At 70.1% G+C, this 17321-nt stretch carries 14 protein-coding genes; 9 read left to right on the forward strand and 5 right to left on the reverse strand.

What is annotated here, in order from left to right; translation table 11 throughout:
- Positions 1-32: 32 nt before the first annotated feature.
- The gene (locus NMI01S_RS32085; protein ID WP_063002490.1) at positions 33-920 is read left to right on the forward strand and encodes an IclR family transcriptional regulator; all 888 of its coding nucleotides are present in this window, start codon (positions 33-35) and stop codon (positions 918-920) included.
- On the opposite strand, the gene NMI01S_RS32090 is transcribed toward NMI01S_RS32085, so the two are convergent.
- Positions 917-1963, reverse strand: a complete 1047-nt coding sequence (locus NMI01S_RS32090; RefSeq protein ID WP_063002491.1) for an alpha/beta hydrolase — start codon at positions 1961-1963, stop codon at positions 917-919. The two genes, NMI01S_RS32085 and NMI01S_RS32090, sit on opposite strands and share 4 nt — an antisense overlap.
- Positions 1964-2212: 249 nt before the next feature.
- On the opposite strand from NMI01S_RS32090, the gene NMI01S_RS32095 reads away from it, so the two are divergent.
- The 3 genes from NMI01S_RS32095 (at position 2213) to NMI01S_RS32105 (ending at position 6426) form a co-directional block, all read left to right on the forward strand.
- Positions 2213-3637, forward strand: coding sequence for a condensation domain-containing protein (locus tag NMI01S_RS32095; protein ID WP_063002492.1), 1425 nt, complete (start codon positions 2213-2215; stop codon positions 3635-3637).
- Positions 3638-3980: 343 nt separating this feature from the next.
- A complete protein-coding gene (locus NMI01S_RS32100) occupies positions 3981-5486 on the forward strand; it encodes an ArnT family glycosyltransferase (RefSeq protein ID WP_063002493.1) in 1506 nt (501 codons plus the stop codon).
- A 10-nt stretch (positions 5487-5496) separates the two neighbouring features.
- Positions 5497-6426 (forward strand): glucosyl-3-phosphoglycerate synthase, encoded by a 930-nt coding sequence (locus tag NMI01S_RS32105; protein WP_063002494.1) that lies wholly within the window; start codon positions 5497-5499, stop codon positions 6424-6426.
- Here the strand turns inward: NMI01S_RS32105 and NMI01S_RS32110 are convergent.
- Positions 6401-8467: an acyltransferase family protein gene (locus NMI01S_RS32110; protein WP_063002495.1), complete on the reverse strand. Its 2067-nt coding sequence runs from the start codon at positions 8465-8467 to the stop codon at positions 6401-6403. The genes NMI01S_RS32105 and NMI01S_RS32110 overlap by 26 nt on opposite strands.
- A gap of 200 nt (positions 8468-8667) precedes the next feature.
- Here NMI01S_RS32110 and NMI01S_RS32115 point away from each other — a divergent pair, with 200 nt between their 5' ends.
- From NMI01S_RS32115 to NMI01S_RS32125, 4 genes are all read left to right on the forward strand, one after another.
- The gene (locus tag NMI01S_RS32115; RefSeq protein ID WP_063002496.1) at positions 8668-9267 is read left to right on the forward strand and encodes a TetR/AcrR family transcriptional regulator; all 600 of its coding nucleotides are present in this window, start codon (positions 8668-8670) and stop codon (positions 9265-9267) included.
- Positions 9268-9277: 10 nt separating this feature from the next.
- Positions 9278-9418 carry a hypothetical protein gene (locus NMI01S_RS35190; RefSeq protein WP_245717121.1) on the forward strand — a complete coding sequence of 47 codons (141 nt, stop codon included), beginning with the start codon at positions 9278-9280 and terminating at the stop codon, positions 9416-9418.
- A 60-nt stretch (positions 9419-9478) separates the two neighbouring features.
- Positions 9479-11902, forward strand: coding sequence for a beta-glucosidase family protein (locus NMI01S_RS32120; protein WP_245717122.1), 2424 nt, complete (start codon positions 9479-9481; stop codon positions 11900-11902).
- Between the two features lie 116 nt (positions 11903-12018).
- On the forward strand, positions 12019-14088 hold the full coding sequence (locus NMI01S_RS32125; protein WP_157126471.1) for a neutral/alkaline ceramidase: 2070 nt from the start codon (positions 12019-12021) through the stop codon (positions 14086-14088).
- Between the two features lie 9 nt (positions 14089-14097).
- Here NMI01S_RS32125 and NMI01S_RS32130 read toward each other — a convergent pair whose 3' ends face one another.
- A complete protein-coding gene (locus tag NMI01S_RS32130) occupies positions 14098-14712 on the reverse strand; it encodes a TetR/AcrR family transcriptional regulator (RefSeq protein ID WP_063002499.1) in 615 nt (204 codons plus the stop codon).
- A gap of 100 nt (positions 14713-14812) precedes the next feature.
- Between NMI01S_RS32130 and NMI01S_RS32135 the strand changes: the two genes are divergently transcribed.
- Positions 14813-15646, forward strand: a complete 834-nt coding sequence (locus tag NMI01S_RS32135; protein ID WP_063002500.1) for an alpha/beta fold hydrolase — start codon at positions 14813-14815, stop codon at positions 15644-15646.
- Positions 15647-15671: 25 nt separating this feature from the next.
- Here the strand turns inward: NMI01S_RS32135 and NMI01S_RS32140 are convergent, their stop codons facing one another.
- Together NMI01S_RS32140 and NMI01S_RS32145 are read right to left on the reverse strand one after the other, a co-directional pair.
- Entirely contained in the window at positions 15672-16751 is a 1080-nt protein-coding gene (locus tag NMI01S_RS32140; RefSeq protein ID WP_063002501.1) for a DoxX family protein, read from the reverse strand.
- 84 nt (positions 16752-16835) lie between these two features.
- Positions 16836-17321, reverse strand: coding sequence for a universal stress protein (locus NMI01S_RS32145; protein ID WP_223273746.1), 486 nt, complete (start codon positions 17319-17321; stop codon positions 16836-16838).

A 17321-nucleotide genomic window follows, 5' to 3' on the forward strand; every position in this document is an offset into this window, starting at 1 on the left:
ATTATTCGTATCGCGACAGGTTAGGAGACCCCGTGCCGACTGGCAACACCGGACGGGCCGAAAGCTCGCCCCCGACCCGGCGGGTGGTGTCGGTGGTGGAACTGCTCGCCGCGCACGACGGCGCGCTGACCTCGGCGGAGATCGCCGATACGCTGGGATTGAGTCGCTCCACCATGGGGGCGATCCTGGGCACCCTGGAGGAAACCGGTTGGGTGCGGCGGCTTCCCGACCTCGGTTACGAACCCGGTCCGGCGTTGCTCGTGCTGGGCGGAAGGTTACGGGATCGCCTGCGCGATCACGACCGGGTGGAGGCCGAACTGCGCCGGCTGGCCGAACGGGTGGGCTGCGGCGCCGCCCTCACCTCCATCGCGGGCAGCGAAGTGATCTTCGTCGCGGTGGCCGGCGGGCCCGGGCTGATTCCGGCCGGCATCGAGGCCGGCACCCGGATACCGTTGCGCCCACCGGCGGGTGCGGCCGTTCTGGCCCACGCCGGCCTGCCCGCGCAGCGCGCGTGGTTGCAGCAGGCGCTGCCCGAGCGCCGAGCCGAATTCGAACAGGTGCTGGAAACCGTTCGCGCCCTGGGATATTGCGCGTGGGGCCTGGACGCGGCCAGCCTGCCGACGCTGCGGGTGCTGGCCGAGGTGGTCGATCATCTGTCCGACCGACCGGCGGACAAGGAATTGCGTGAGCGGGTCCTGGCGCTGCTGGCCACGATCGGCGGCACGGCGCACAGCCGGGCCGATCTCGACAGCGATCGCGCACTGCCGATCAGTTATCTCGCGGTCCCGGTCTTCGACGGTGAGCGGGTGGCGATGGAGGTCCAGATCGGCCCGCTCAGTGCCGCCGTCGGAGCGGCCGAGCGCGCCGAGTACGTGCGCGAAACCGTCTCCGCCGCACGGAGAATCGCGGCGGCGGGTTAGCGGTTCAGGGCCTGTTCGAATATCGGCCAGGAGCGGTGCAGATCATCCTGCCAGTAGCCCCAGGAGTGGGTGCCGTTCGCGCGCAGGTCGAAGGTCGCGGGAATGTTCAACTGCGCCAGCCGGTCCCGCAGCGCGATCGAGCAATTGTGGGTGGCGGCCTCGAGCACGCCGCCGTAGACCAGTTGCTCGATGAGTTTGCGGGTGTTGCCGTGAATTCCGGGCCCGTCCGGATTGTCGAAGGGACCGGGAATTCCGTTGCCGGTCGAGACGTAGATCGCCAGCCCGCGCAGCCGGTCCGCGTTGACGTAGGGATCGTGGGCCGCCCACAGCGGATCGTCGGGCGCACCCCACAGATTCAGCGGATCACCGTGCCACCGCAGCACCACACCGTCGACGAACGCCTGCCCCAGCGGATCGCTGGTGCGCGCGCAGCCGCTGTAGGAGCCGACCGCCCGGTACAGCTGGGGTGCGGCCAGGGCCAGCTGGAAAACGGAGGTGCCGGCCATGGAGATACCGGCCACCGCGTTCGCGCCGGAGCCGTGAAAGGCCGAATCGATGATCGGCGGCAGTTCCGCGGTGAGGAAACTCGACCACTTCTGCCGGCCGAGTACGGGATCGTCGGCGCGCCAATCGGCGAAATAGCTGCCGTTGCCGCCCATCGGCGTCACCACCGTGACCTGTTTGCCGCGGAAGAAGTCGACGATATCGGTCTGTTCGGGCCAACTGCTGGCCTCCGAACCACCGCTGGCGCCGTTGAGCAGATACAGCACCGGCGCCGGGGCCGAACCATCCGGCGCCCGAAGGACTTTCACCTCGATCTCGCGATTCATCGCGGCGGAGTGCACGCGCAGATTCAGCATGCCGTCGGATTCCTGCTCGACCCCGAGCAGGTGGGCGCCGTCGGCGGCGGGTTCGGCGGCCGCGGTGAGCGCGGCGACGCTCACCGGGGTGGGCGGCGGGTCGTCGGCCACCGCGGGTGACGCGCACAGCGCCGCGGTCAGCACCGACGCCAGCAGGGCAGTGGGCAGTGAGCGGCGAATCATCCGCCTACCTCTCTCGTTCCGGCGGGTCTGGACGGCGGTCAACGTAGGCCCGCGAAGGTCACGGCCGCAAGGTGTCGCGCCGACTGTTGGGACCGGCGGCCTATCGGACTCGACCGGATCTGGGGAAGGTCACAAACTTCCACGGCGACGGTTGGCGGATGGGCGCGGGTGCCGTTGACTCGGTCCGCGTGATTCGGCGGCGCGGCCGGTGCCGGCGGGTCGTCACATCTGGACGAAACGAGGGTTTCCATGGTCGGTTTCGGCTTCTTCGACGATTGGCATCCGCAGCCCGGCAGACTCATCGCCTGGGCACCCACTGCGCAGTCGCGTGCGGCGGTCCTGGCCGCCCCGGAGCATCCGGTCGGCCCGTCCTACCAGCAGCGCGAATATCTGCGCGCGGCATATCGCCAGCGCGACAGCGGATCTCGCGCGTCCCGGCTGTGCATGATCGCCTTCGACTTTCCCGGTGCGCTGGACCGCGATGCCATGACCCGGACGATCACCGCGTTCGCCCGCCGTCACGACACGTTCTGGAGCTGGTTCTCCTGCGAACCCGGCGAGCGGATCGCGCGCCACGTCGCCGACCCGGGCGATATCGACTTCGAGCCCCGCGACTACGGCGAGATCACCGACAGCGACGCCGTCCGCGACCATGTGCAGCGCCATGCGCGCGACGTATTCGATTGGGACTGTTTCGGTTTCGGCGTCATCGACCGCGGCGACCAGTTCACCGTCTACGCCGCCGTGGACCACCTGCACACCGACGGTGTGGGGCAGGCGTTGTCGTGTGTGGATCTGCTGCTGCTCTACGGCAACGAACTGTCCGGCGGCCGGGTCCCCATCGAACCGGTGGACGGTCATCTCGCCTACTGCGAACGGGAACTGAGCTACAACGCCGAGCTCACCACCGACTCCGCGCCGGTACAGCGCTGGCTGGAGCTGCTGATCCGCCACGACGGCGCGGTACCGTCGTTTCCGATGGACCTCGGCGTGGCACCGGGCGCGAGCGGATTCACCCGCGGCGCGCAGATCACCGTGCCGCTGTTCGAGGAGGCGGAGGCGCTGCGATTCGAGCAGGTGTGCCAGGACTACGGCGGGAAGTTCCTCGGCGGCGTGTTCGCCGCGATCGCGCTGACCGAGTACGAATTGACCGGCAGGGACAAGTATTTCGTGTTCACGCCGGTCAACACGCGCTCGACTCCGGGGGAGCAGGGTGCGATCGGCTGGTACACCAGTCTGGTGCCGGTCGCGGTGGCGGTGCGGCCGGACGAGACGTTCACCTCACTGGTGGGCCGCGCCCAGGCCCAGGCCGATGCCGCGAAGGAGCTGGCGCAGGTGTGCGTGCACCGGGTACTGGAACTGGCCGCCGACGATCCGCGCATCCACACCCGGCTCGGGTTCTCGGCGCCGATGGTCTCCTACGTCGATGTGCGGCGGATGGCGGGCGCGGAGATGTTCGACCGCATCAACGGCGGACTGTACGGCAACCGGGCCAGTTCCAGCGAGGTCTACCTGTGGATCAACCGCTTCCCCGACATCACCCAGCTGAGCATGGTGTTCCCGGATACTCCGCGTGCGCACGAGGCGGTGGCGCAATACCTGTCGACGCTGACGAAGCTGTGCCGCGATATCGCCCTGACCGGCACCGAACGGGTCGATGCCGCATTACTGTGACACGCCGGATCGCACCGGGCCACCGACCGGCGAGGTGCGTGTGAGCGGAATGCCCGGGCGCGGCACCCGGACGTCGCCGTCGAGGCACCGCGACGATCCCCGGCCGGATCATGGAGAGCAAGTCCGTGCCGCCACAGCCGAAACACTCTCGGCCGAACAGCGTTTCGGCGATGATGCCGCGACGCCGGCTCCGCGTCCACCGGCACGGCACGACCGGCAACCCGCTGTGGACATCCGCTCCCGGGAGTCGTCCACGAGACCGCATCCGGGCTCGCTCGCGGCGAGCCGGCCGCCCTCGCCGGCACCATGTGCGAACCGATCGCGAGCGGCGCTGAAAGACGGTGTGCTGAAACGTATCTCCCGACACGGGACGGCGGTCTGGGTGGGCGTGATCGCGACGCTCACCGCGGCGGTCCTCACGATCCGGGCCGCGCGGTACGACTGGTTCGGCGACGAGCTGTACTTCGTCGCCGCCGGACATCATCCGGCCGCCGGATACGTCGATCAGGGACCGGTGATCCCGCTGCTCGCACGTGCCGCGCACACTTTCGCGCCCGAATCCCTGACCGTGCTGCGGCTGCCCGCCATCCTGGCCGGGGTGGTCGCGATCGTCGTCACCGCGGCGCTGGCGCGGGAATTCGGTGGCGGCCGCGCCGCGCGGGTGCTCGCCGCGGTCGGCTATGCCTGCTGCCCGTATGTGGTTACCCAGACCGCCTCGCTGTCGACATTCGCCCTCGACTCCACGGCTGTCGCGGTGCTGGCCTGGCTGTCGGCGCGCTGGGTGCGGACTCGCGCGGACCGATTGCTGCTGATCGCGGGCGTGGTCGCGGCGATCGACCTGCAGGTGAAACTCCTGCTGCCCGTAGTGGTGGCCGCACTCGCCGTCGGGATCGCCTGCTGCGGACCGCGGGAGATCGTACGCCGGCCCGCGCTGTGGGCCGGCGCCGGAATCGCGTCCGTGTCGGCGGCGCCCGCGCTGCTGTGGCAAGCGCGCCACGGCTGGCCACAGCTGGCCATGGGGGTGGTGATCCGCGACGAACAGAGGGCCGCGACCGGTGGTACGGCCGGCTTGCCGGTGCAGCTGGTGACCCTGGCCGGGGTGCTGGGTGTGGTGCTGATCGGCTGTGCCGCTGGGGGATTCGCGGGTCGCCGGTTGCGCGATCATCGCTTTCTGGCGGTTGCCACCTGCGTCGTCGTGCTGTTCGTGGCCGTCACCGGCGGGCGTCCCTACTACGTTGCCGGGCTGCTGCCGGTGCTGTTCGCGGCCGGTGCCTGCGTGCTGGTGGAGCGACTTCCCGTGCGATGGTCGCGAGTCACGGCGTGCACCGCGGCGACGGTGTCGATCGTCGTCGCCCTGGGGGTGGTGCTGCTGTTGCCATCGGGCGACCCGCCGCGGACGGTGACCACGCGGGCCGAATTGTCCACGCGCATGCGAATTTCGGGCACCACCGGGTGGGACGCTCTCATCGCGGGCGCGTCGCTGGCCGCCGAACGAGCCGGCCCGGATCACGCCCCTGCCGCGATACTGACCCGGACCTATTGGCAGGCCGCGGCGCTGGATCGTTTCGGGCCGCCCGGCTTGCCGGTCTACAGTCCCGATCGCGGTTACGCGGAGTTCGGGCGACCGCCGCCCGGCACCACCACGACCCTCTGCGTCGACACCGACACCGCCGAAACACGGTTGCGCCGAACGTTTTCCACTGTCGAGCCGCTCGTGCGGCTCGCCGATCCGCGTGGATTCCCCGGTATCGACGCCCACGTGACCATCTGGCGGTGCGCCGGGCCACGCGACAGCTGGGCGCGGCTGTGGCCGGAGCTGACGACCGACATTCTGGACCCGGGTATCTGAGGAGATATCGATGACGTATGCCGCACCCGCCGAATCGGCCTGTCCCGCACACGATGTCGGCGCGACCGACCTGATCCGGGCCAAAGGTGACCGGACGGTCTCGGTCGTGATCCCGGCCCTGAACGAACGCGACACCATCGCGGGCGTGATCGGCTCGATCCGGGATCTGGTCGGCGGACTCGTCGACGAACTGGTCGTCGTCGACTCCGGCTCGACCGACGACACCATCGCCCGCGCCCGCGCCGCCGGTGCGAGTGCGGTGTACACCCGCGAGCAGGCGCTGCCCGGCGTGCCGGTGCGGACGGGCAAGGGCGAGGTGCTGTGGCGGTCGCTGGCGGTGACGACCGGCGACATCGTCGTGTTCATCGATTCCGACCTGCACGATCCGGACCCGGGTTTCGTGCCCGCGCTGGTGGCGCCGTTGCTGCGGGACCCGGGCATTCAGCTGGTGAAAGGGTTCTACCGGCGTCCGCTCGGCGACGATCCGCACGGCGACACCGACGGCGGTGGGCGGGTGACTCAGCTGGTGGCCCGGCCGCTGCTGACCGCGCTCGCCCCCGAGGTGGCCGACGTGCGGCAGCCGCTCGGCGGTGAATACGCCGCTACCCGAGCCCTGCTCACCGAGATTCCGTTCGCCCCCGGTTACGGCGTCGAGATCGGCATTCTGCTCGACACCCTGCACCGTTTCGGCCGCGCCGCGATCGGCGAGGTCGACCTGGGCATCCGCATCCACCGCAATCGGCCGACCCACGAACTGGCCGTGATGAGCCGTCAGATCATCGCGACACTGCTCGCGCGCCTCGACATCCCCGATTCGGGGGTGGGGCTGACCCAGTTCCGGCCCGGCGCGACGGGATGGCGGCGGGTGACGACTCCGGTGTCGTCGGCCGAGCGCCCGCCGCTGGCGTCGCTGTTCACCACCAACCCAGCAGCGGGCTGAGCTGCCGGCCGAGTTCGGGGGCCAGCGAACGCGCGTAGCTCGCGGTGAAATGGTGTTCGTCGTGATAGACGAGGATGTTGCCGACCTCCACCGGGCAGACGTCGCGTTCGCATACGGCGTCGGTGAGGTCGATCGGAAAGACGTTCGGGAAGGCGGCGGACGCGTCGAGGGCCGGGTCGACCGGTGAGAGCGCATCGGCGCGGGGCATGCCGCAGCTGATCCGATCGCCGTGGCGGGCCAGGCAGTCGATCGCGCGATAGCGCACACCGTCGCGGCGCAGCCACGGGGTGTCGCGGACCGCGATCACCCGGATACCCTTGTCGGACAGGGCTTTCCACACATCCTGGTAGTCGGCCGGGGTTTCGTCGCCGCCCGCGTCGAGCGGACGGGTGCCGGTGGTGAACACCCACTCGGGCCGCTCGTTGCCCAGCAGATCGATCACCTCGCGCGACCAGTCGCGGCAATCGGGATTCGGTTCGCCCTTGTACATCGCGTTCTGATCGAGGGTGAGCGGACAGCCCATCTTCAGATGCACCAGGATCTTGAAATTGTGCTGCGCCGCCAGCTGCTGCAGCGCCGGCATCCAGTGCTCGGCATGGGAGTTGCCGACCACCGCGAGCGTGTGCTGCGCGTCGGCCGCGCCGTAGGTACAGGTGACGACCTCGCGGTGATCCCAGTCGGCGATACATCCGTCGACGGTCGGGCTGGGCAGTTCGGCCGGCGCCTCGTACAGCGTCGGCCGCATGCGCGCCTGGGGGACCGACGCGCCGCCGACCAGTGCCTCGGCGCCGGGATATTGCACCGGGTCGAGGGCGCCCACCGCGCGCGGCGGATGAGTCTGCACGACCGCACTCCAGGTGACCGCCGCGGAGGCGACCACCGCCGCGGTCACCGACAGCGCGACCCCGGCGGTGCGGCGATATCGCGGGCCGAACATCGGTGCGTCCGTCTCCTGCCGGGGGCGCAGGCGCAGCGGCTGCTCGATGTAGCGATGGGTGAGGTAGGCCAGCCCCAGGGAGATGGCGATCACCGCCGCGCCGCCGGTGAACCCCGCGCGGGAGCCGCCGCGTTCGGCGAGCAGGAAGATCAGCAACGGCCAGTGCCACAGATACAGCGAGTAGGCCAGATCGCCGAGCCGCACCAGCGGCGGTGAGGCCAGGAGCCGGGTGAGCCGCGGCTGGTGCTCGGGCCCGGTCCCGGCGCCGGCGAGGATCAACGCCACGGCAGCACCGACCGGCAGCAGCGCCGGCGGCCCCGGGAACTGATTCGCGCCGTCGGTGATCCAGCCACCCACCGCGACCACCAGCAGGCCCGCGGCCGCCAGCACCGACCGCACGACCCGCGGCGCGCGCAGCGAGGCGGCGGCCAGTGCCAAACCGGCACCGACCAGCAGTTCCCACGCCCGGGCCGCGCTGTCGTAATAGTTCCAGCCCTGGTGGGTCGCCGAACCCTGCGCCGCGTAGAGGAACGAGGCGAGCGTGGTGACCATGATCACCGCCGTCAGCGCCGGCCGCATCGCGCGCTCGCGGCCGAGTCGACGGCACACCCATACCGTGGCGGCCACCACGAGCAGGGCCGCGAGGTAGTACTGCCCCTGCACCGACATCGACCACAGGTGTTGCAGCGGGCTCACCGAGGGATCGGCAGCCAGATAGTCCGACCACGTCGTCGCCAGCCGCCAGTTCTGGTAGTACAACAGCGAGGCCAGGGTCTGGCCGGCCAGATCACCCCACTGCGTGTACGGCCGCAGCGTGACGGTCGCCGCCACCACGGCGCCGAGCACCACGACGAGCGCGGGCAGCAGCCGGCGGGCGGTACGCCGCAGAGTGAGGCCGATGCCGACGTCTCCGGATTCGGCCCGGCGCAGCAGCGATCCGGTGAAGAAATAGCCCGACAGCACCAGGAAGATGTCCACCCCACCGGACACCCGGCCGAACCAGATGTGGAACACCACCACCAGCGCGATGGCCAGTCCGCGCAATCCGTCCAGGTCCCGGCGGTAGCCGACCGCTCGCGCGCGATCGATGGCCGCCTCCGTCATCGTCGCGGGCACGGCGTCGCGGCGATGTAGACGGGATGAACGGAAGGGGTGCATGACACGACAATTCCCTATCACACCGTCCTTATTCGGGACCAACTCCGCGAGCGTGGCGTGCGGCAAGTCGACGGCCTCTTGTGACCACGCCCAACGCCGCGCTACGGTTTGGTCATTCGCCCAAGGCGAACGTCCAGGGAGATGCGATGGTCACCGCGGAAGAACAGGGTCGCCAGACGCGGGCCCGGCTGATGGACGCGGCGACGGCGCTGATCGCCGAGCGCGGCTGGGGTGCGGTGACGACCAGGCTCGTCGCCGAGCGGGCCGGGGTGCGGGCCGGGCTGGTGCACTATCACTTCCGCTCGGTGGACGATCTGCTGATCGACGCGGCGCTGCGCATGATGCGGCGGCTGATCGGCGACGTCCCCGCGGACCTGCTCGGTGTTACCACGACCGGCATCACCGCCCTGCTGTCGCTGATCGGCGGTTACGACGAGTCGAGCGCCGACACCCGGGTGTTCAGCGAAATGCTGCTCGCCGCCACGCGGCACGAACGGCTGCGCGCCGGCCTGACCACCGTCCTCGCCGAATTCCGCGCCACGATCGTCGCCCGGCTGCGCGCCGACGAGTCCGTCCCCGATCCGGAGGCCACCGCGGTCGTGCTGGTCGCCGCGCTGGATGGGCTGGTGCTGCATCGGCTCATCGATCCGGGGCTGCGCGAGCTGGACCTCGCGACGCCGCTGCTACGGATCGCGGGCGTCCGGGCCGGTCCCGAAGACGAGCGGTCCCGGCCCACCGTCGACTAGGAGGACCACCATGGCATTCGCCGAATTCACCGCCGGACCGGGTGCACGGGCGCTGCACCCGAAGGCCTGGCAGAATCTGCGCGCCGTGATCGAACACGCGACCGGCGCGCCGGTCGACACGCTGCCGATGGTCCGGTTGCGGCTGCGGTAGCCCCGACGCGCGGCGGCCGATACGGCGCCGACCCGCCGATATCCCGTAGCGTCGAGGCCGATGCGCAGTCGAGACGAAACGGGGCACCCGATGGACGACCGGATCGAGCAGCTGGCAACACAATTGGATCCGGCCGCCGAACTACGACTCATCTCCGGCGCCGGAATGTTCCGCATGGCCGGGGATTCCGCGATCGGCCTCGCCGAGATGCCGGTCTCGGACGGGCCGTCGGGTGTGCGCGGCGAGAACTGGGACGAACGCGATCCCTCGATCAGCCTGCCGTCCGGAACCGCGCTGGCCGCCACCTGGGACCGCGACCTGCTCACCGAGATCGGCGCACTGATCGCGGCGCAGGCTCGGCGGAAGAACGTCTACGCCGTTCTCGGACCCACCGTGAACCTGCACCGATCACCGCTCGGCGGAAGGCATTTCGAATGCTTCTCCGAGGATCCGACGCTCACCGCGGAGATCGCGGCCGCCTACGTGCGTGCGGTGCAGGCACACGGCGTCGCCGCCTGCCCGAAACACTTCGTGGCCAACGATTCCGAGACCGACCGCTTCACCGTCGACGTCCGCGTCGCCGCGCGCGCCCTGCACGAGCTGTACCTGTATCCGTTCGAACGCGCGGTGCAGGCCGGCGCGTGGATGGTGATGGCCGCCTACAACAGCGTCGGCGGCACCACCATGACCGAATCGCCACTGTTGGACGAACCTCTCAAGGGCAGTTGGGGATTCGACGGCGTGGTCGTCTCGGACTGGACCGCCGTGCGTAGTACCGAAGGCGCCGCCCGCGGCACCGACCTGGCCATGCCGGGCCCGTCGCCGCTGTGGGGTTCCGCCCTCGCCGACGCGCTCGCGACCGGCACCGTGCCGAAGTCCGCGATCGACGACAAGGTCCGGCGCATCCTGCGTTTCGCCGATCGCGTCGGCGGGCTGGCCCCGCACGAACCCCGGCCGGTGCCGGACTTCACCGCTGAACAGGCCCACGATCTGGTACGCCGCACTGCCGCGGCCGCGATGGTGCTGGTACACAACGACGGTGTGCTGCCGCTGCCACCGCAGACCTCGGTGGCGCTGCTCGGACCCGCTGCCGCGCAGCCGCGGTACATGGGCGGCGGCAGTGCGACCGTGATCCCCGACCACACCGTCACGCCGGTCGAGGGTCTGTCGGCGGTGCTGCCGGTCACCCACACGCCGGGGGTGCGGACCGGCGACGATCTGATCCCTGTGCCCGTGGAACTGGTCACCGACCCGGTCACCGAGACGCCGGGGCTGTGCCTGCGCTACCTCGACGGCGACCGTGTCCTCGACACCCAGCACCGCACGGCGGGCCGGCTGGTGCTGTTCGGTGATCCGCACGCGGCCGCCGCGTCGGCGATCGAACTGCGCGCGCGGCTGCGCGCTGATGTGGCCGGTGCGTGGCGGCTCGGTGTCGCGGCACTCGGTCACTGTGTGGTGGAATTCGACGGCGCGACCGTGATCGACACCGAGATCGCCTTCGAGGGCTCGGATCCCGTTGCCGCACTGCTGGATCCGCCGCAACGTTGCATCGAGCGCGAACTCGCCGCCGGTCAGGAGGTCGACGTCCGGATCACGGTCGGTCCGGGTGCGTCGGCGGCCGCGGGTCTGGGCATGATCCTCGGCGTTGGCCTGGTCGTGGGGCGGCCGGAGCGCGCACCCGAGGACGAATTCGCGGCGGCGGTCGAGGCCGCGCGCCGGGCCGAGGTGGCCGTAGTGGTCGTCGGCACCACCGAACAGTTGGAGAGCGAGGGTCGCGATCGGACCACGCTGGCGCTGCCCGGCCGTCAGAACGACCTGGTCGCCGCTGTCGCCGCCGTCAATCCGCGCACCGTGGTGGTCGTGAATTCCGGTGCGCCCGTGGAGATGCCGTGGCGCGACGAGGTGGCGGCGGTGCTGCTGTCCTGGTTCCCCGGTCAGGAATTCGGCGCCGCGCTGGCCGATGTGCTGACCGGTGCGGCCGAACCCGGCGGCCGGCTGCCGACCACCTGGCCGAAGGAACTCGCCGACGTGCCGGTCCGCGATACCACCCCGGCCGCCGACGGCACCCTGGCCTACGACGAGGGCGTGCACATCGGCTACCGCACCTGGCTGCGTGCCGGTGTGCAGCCGGCGTACCCGTTCGGCCACGGACTCGGCTACACCGTGTGGGAGCTGAGCGATCTCGCGGTGGACGGCCACGATGTCGAGGTGACCGTGGCCAATATCGGTGATCGGACCGGTAAGCAGGTGGTGCAGGTCTACCTGTCGCGTGAGGACAGTGCGATCGAGCGGCCGGTGCGGTGGCTGGCGGCCTTCGCCAGCGTCACGGCCGAGCCGGGTGGGGTGCGCCGCGTGCGAATTCCGCTGCCGCGGCGGGCTTTCCAGCACTGGACGGATGCGGGCTGGGATACCGAACCCGGTGCCTTCACCGTGCACGTCGGAACCTCGGTGATCGCCCTGCCGCTGACCGCGCCCATCGAGTAACCGGGACTTTTTCACGAAATCGGGGCTAGCGTACTGGACGAGTGACCAGTAATCTCCGGTGCACACGGTTGGAGGAGGCGGTCGCAGCGTGGCGGCCGGAATCGAAGGAGCGATCAGTGACGTTTACCCGGCGATCGATGCTGGCCGGCACCGTGACCGCGGCCGTGGCCGCGGGTGTGGGTGTGGGGGCCACCGCTTCCGCGGGGGCGGCACCGATCCGGGGCACCGGCGACGAGGCGGGATATCTGGTCGGTGCGGGCATCGCCGATGTCACCGGCGCGGTCGCCGGGCAGGGCATGATGGGCTACTCCGAACTCGACCAGGTCGCGACCGGGCTGCTCATGCGCACGTGGGCGCGCGCCTACATCGTGGTCGACCGGGCCAGCGGTGAGCGGGTGGCCTTCGTCAACGCGGATATCGCGTGCCTGTTCCAGTCGGTGCATCTGGCCGTGATGCAGCGGCTGGGACAGCGGTTCGGTGCGCTGTACACCGAGCGCAACGTCAACCTCAACGCCACCCACAATCACAATTCCTGCGGCGGCACCGCGCGCGAATACGCGTACTCCCTTGCCGCATACGGCTTTCAGAACAACTCCCATCAGGCCGAAGTGGACGGCATCGTCGCGGCACTGGTCGCGGCGCACGAGAATCTGGCCCCGGGCACACTGTCGCTGGGGCACGGCGAACTGCACGACGCCTCGGCCAACCGCTCCCGGGTCGCCTTCGACCTCAACCCGCCGGACGACAAGGCCGCCTTCCCGAACGCGATCGATCCGCAGGTGACGGTGCTGCGATTGCGGCAGGGCGGCAACGACATCGGCGCGATCACCTGGTTCGCGACGCACGGGACCTCGCTCACCGACGCCAATACGCTCATCTCGGCCGACAACAAGGGCTATGCCAGCTACCGCTGGGAACACGACGAGATGGGGGTGCGGCCGGGCGCCGGAAAGCCCGGTTTCGTGGCGGCGTTCGCGCAGACCAACGCCGGTGACATGACGCCGAATCTGGGCCTCACACCCTGGCACCCGTCCGGGCCCACCGAGGACAACCGGCTCAACTGCTCTCTCATCGGCGAACGCCAATACCGAGCGGGCCGTGCGGCTTTCGACGCGGCGCGGCCGATGCGCAGCGGGGGAGTGGACGCGGCGCTGCGCTATCTGAACATGGCCGATATCGCCATCGACGGGTCCTACACTCCCGACGGCAAACCGGCGCGCACCGCGCCCGCCATGATGGGCGCAGCGGCCGCCGCGACCAGTTCGGAGGACAACTGGAAGACCCAGCTGTCGTTCCTGCAGGAAGGCAACACGGATCCGGTCGTCGCGGCGCTCGGCGGACTGGACGCCCCCATCGAGCAGTGGATGCGGGATGTGCAGGCGCCCAAACTGATCGTGGCGCCGCTGGGTGTGCTGCCGCCGCGCCCGTGGGTGCCGCTGACGGTCCCGATCCAGATTCTGCGGATCGGCGACCTGGTGCTGGCCTCGGGTCCGGCGGAATACACGGTGGTCTCGGGGCTGCGCATCCGGCGGGTGGTGGCGCACGCACTGTCCGTGCCACTGGAAAACGTGCTGCTGCAAGGCTATTCGAATGGTTATTGCGGGTACGTGACCACGCCGGAGGAATACGCTTCCCAGCAGTACGAGGGCGGGGAAACGCTGTACGGCCGCTGGACGCTGCCCGCCTACGTGCAGGAATTCGATCGACTGGCCCGCGCGGTGGCCGCGCGCGTCGACCTGGGCCGTGGCCCGGCCCCGCTGGACTGGACCACGGGCGTGCAGCCGAATCTCCTGCCGCCGGTACCGGCCGATGCGCCGATGACGGGGCGCGCGTTCGGTGAGGTGATCACCGCGCCGAAGCCCGGCTACGGGCACGGCGATACGGTGACGGTCGAGTTCTGCGGCGCCCACCCGGCCAACGATTTCCACACCGGCGGAAGCTATTTCGAGGTGCAGCGCGCCGAGGGCGAGCAATGGCGCGCGGTCTTCGACGACAACGACTGGTGTACCGAACTGCACTGGTCACGCCCGCCCGGCCAGCCCGAGGCCTCGCGGGTCGCCATCCACTGGACCGTGCCCGCCGACGCGGAAGCGGGGCGCTATCGCATCGAATACCGCGGTGACCGCCGCGACGGCGCCGCGACCGTCCCGTTCACCGGTACCACAGCCGAATTCACCGTGGGCTGAGTGCTTTTCTCATTCCTCGGAAATCGTTGCCGGGGAGCGAGTTCCGGTGAGAGTGTCGAGATAGGCGGCCATCGCCGGCCCGGCCGATTCGATCGGGCCGGTCGAGCGCAGGGTGCGGCTCAGAATGAACGCACCCTCCAGGGCGCCCAGGACCGCGATCACGAAAGTGTGGGCCGCGGACGCGGACAGCCCGCGGGCCCGGAAGTACGCACTGCCCTGGTCGATCCAGGACTGCATCACCTCGGCGGTCACCTCTCGCAGTGCCGGTTCGCTGTCGGCGATCTCACCCGCGACCGTGCCGACCGGGCACATGTTCATCCAGCCGGACTGTTCGATCTGTTCCGCGGCGGCGGTGAACGCGGCCACCACCGCCACCCGCAGGTCCGGATACGGATCCATCAGCAGGGGTAGCAGCTGGATGTAGGCGGCGCCGCTGGTTCGCAGCGCGGCGGCCGCGATCTGCTGTTTGCCCTGCGGGAAATGGTGATACAGCGATCCGATCGGGGCCCGCGCGGCCGCGGTGATCTGTTTGACGCTGGTGGCGCCGTAGCCTTGGCGGCGCATCAGTTCCGCCGTCGCGGTGACGATGCGCTCGGCGGTCGGGGTTGACACGGTCTCGGACATGCTCCCATACTAGAACACACGCTCTAGAGCGAATGTTCTAGCAGGTGGACGCGCCTTTCCGGGCGTGGCCGCACGTTTTTCGATGCGGAGGTGGCAGCGTATGCCGGTCGTCGAGGTTCCCGCCGGGCCGATCCACTACGTCGAGGAGGGGCAGGGCCCGCCGGTCGTGCTGCTGCACGGACTGCTCATCGACCACACGGTGTGGGATCGCGTGATGCCGTTGCTGCCCAGCGGTTTTCGGTATGTGCGGCCGGTGCTGCCACTCGGCGCGCATCCGGAACCGATGCGGCCGGACGCCGATCTGAGTATGCGCGGCCAGAACGTGGTGCTCGCGGACTTCCTCGAGGCGCTGGATCTTCGCGATGTCACCCTGGTGCATTCGGACTGGGGCGGCGGGCTGTTCCTCACCGCCTACGGCCTGGACAAGCGGATCGCCCAGCTGGTCGTGCTCCCGTGTGAGGCCTTCGACAACTTCCCGCCCGGACTGCCCGGCAAGCTGGCCGTGCTCGCGCTGCGCGTCCCGGGCGCGCTACCGATCGTCCTGCGTCAGTTGCGGATCGGGCTGTTGCGCCGCTCGTCGCTGATCTACGGGCAGATGGCGCGCTATCCGATCTCCGACGATCTGATGCGCGGATGGACCGAACCCGCCCTGCGTAATCCGGACATCGGCCGCGACGTGCGCAAATACGGCCGGGTACTGCCACCGGCCGCGCAACTGATCGCCGATACCGAAGCCCTGCGGAACTTTCCCGGCCGCGCCCTGGTGCTGTGGTCCCCGGCGGCCGCGCCGATGCCACGCGAACACGGGCGCCGCCTCGCCGAACTCCTGCCTGCGGGCCGGCTGGTGGAAATCGAGGATGCCTACGTCCTGTCGATGCTCGATCAACCCGAGGCCGTCGCCGCGGAGATGACGGCGTTTCTCACCGGCGCCTGAGCCGGCGCCGGTGAGAAACCCTGTGTCACTTGCCGTTTCGGGCTTCGGCCAGGCGCTCGCGGGCGGTGTCCGCAGCCTTCTCCGCCCGCTCGCGCGCGGCCTCGGCCGCCTTCTCGGCGCGCTTGCGGGCCTGGCGCGCGAAGATCGAGCCGCGCTGCTTGGCCACCTCGGCCCATTCGCCACCGTGTTCGCGGGCGGCCTCGGCCCATTCGGTGCCGCGGTGCTTCGCGAGCTCGGCCCAGTCGCCGCGGTGATCACCCGCGGTGTCGGCGAGTTCGGCGCTCTTGCGCTTGGCCAGCTCGGCCCACTCACCGCCGTGTTCGCGGGCGGCTTCGGCCAGATCCGCGCCGCGCCGCTTGGCCACCTCGGCCCATTCGCCGCGATGGTCGAGTGCGGTGCCGGCCAATTCTGCGCCGCGACTGCGGGCCAGTTCCGCCCACTCGGTGCCGTGCTCGCGAGCTGCCTCGGCGAGTTCACCGCCGCGAGACTGGGCCACCGAGGCCAGTTCGGCACCACGCGACTGCGCCACCGAGGCCAGATCGGCGCCCTTGTCGGCGGCCACCGAGGCCAGTTCCCGGCCGCGGACGGCCTGCTGCTGCAGGCGATCCCGCACCGTGTCGGCGGTGGTGGCAGTGAACGGGAGGGCGGCGGCGGCCTTGCGCGCGGCCCGGCGACCCCGCCAGCCCAGCGAGGGCTTGCCCTCCGTATCGGCGGCGGCGATGAGTAGGCCGCCGAGCAGGCCGACGTCCTTGATGAAGGCCGTGCGCTTGGCGGCGCGCTGCTGAGCATCCGATTCGTTCCAGAAATCCTGCTCGGTCACGGTGGCCGGGATGACGGTCACCGCCAGTGCCAGCGACGAGAGCCGGGGTGCGCGGTTCAGCGCGAGCAGCGTTCCGGCGCCGACTCGGACGATGGCATTGATCCGCACTATTTTCGCCGGATCGGAGGGCAGTTTGGCCGATACCGAATCCGGCAGACGCTGTTCCCCATGGGATACCAGGGTGGTGGCGGCCTGCGCCCGTGGCTCGGGATGCATCAGAGTGTCGACTCCGTCGACGACGAACACCGATGCCAGCAGCGGCCGGGCAAGGCGGCGAATCAACATAGTGAAAACCCTTTCCTCAACGGTCTCGTTCCGGCGGGTTCCCCCGATGCCGCGTCCCAATCACACTCGGGACGCCGACGGAGCTCAGGGCACGACAGTAACCGGCCAGCGCCCCGCTTTCACCAGACGCACCGCGACCGAGCCGATAATTCGATGCCCGGCCTTCTCGGACGCGCCGACCACGACGCCGTCGGCCTTCAATTCGTCGGCCGCCTCGGCCAGCACGGTGAACGGATCGCCGCGGCGGGTGATGAACTTCCAGCGGGTGCGGTAGACGTCCTTGACCTTCTCCGCGTGTTCGCGCACCTCCCGGGCCAGATCCTCGGCCATCTCGGCGGTCGCGCCCTGGACGTCGACGCCGTAGGCGCCGGCCATGGCCATCCAGGGCTGGACGTAAACCATTGCCAGCAGGGAGTTCTGGCGCCGGGCCAATCCCGCGGCATAGGCGGTCGCGCGCCAGGAGGCATCGGATCCGTCGATGCCGACCATGATCACCCGGGGGCCGTCGGTGCCCAGTTCGAACCCCGACGACAGGCCGGGCGCCCACTCAGGTGTTGTCTCTTCGGCCAC

The organism is Nocardia mikamii NBRC 108933, from assembly GCF_001613505.1.
GTDB lineage: Bacteria > Actinomycetota > Actinomycetes > Mycobacteriales > Mycobacteriaceae > Nocardia > Nocardia mikamii.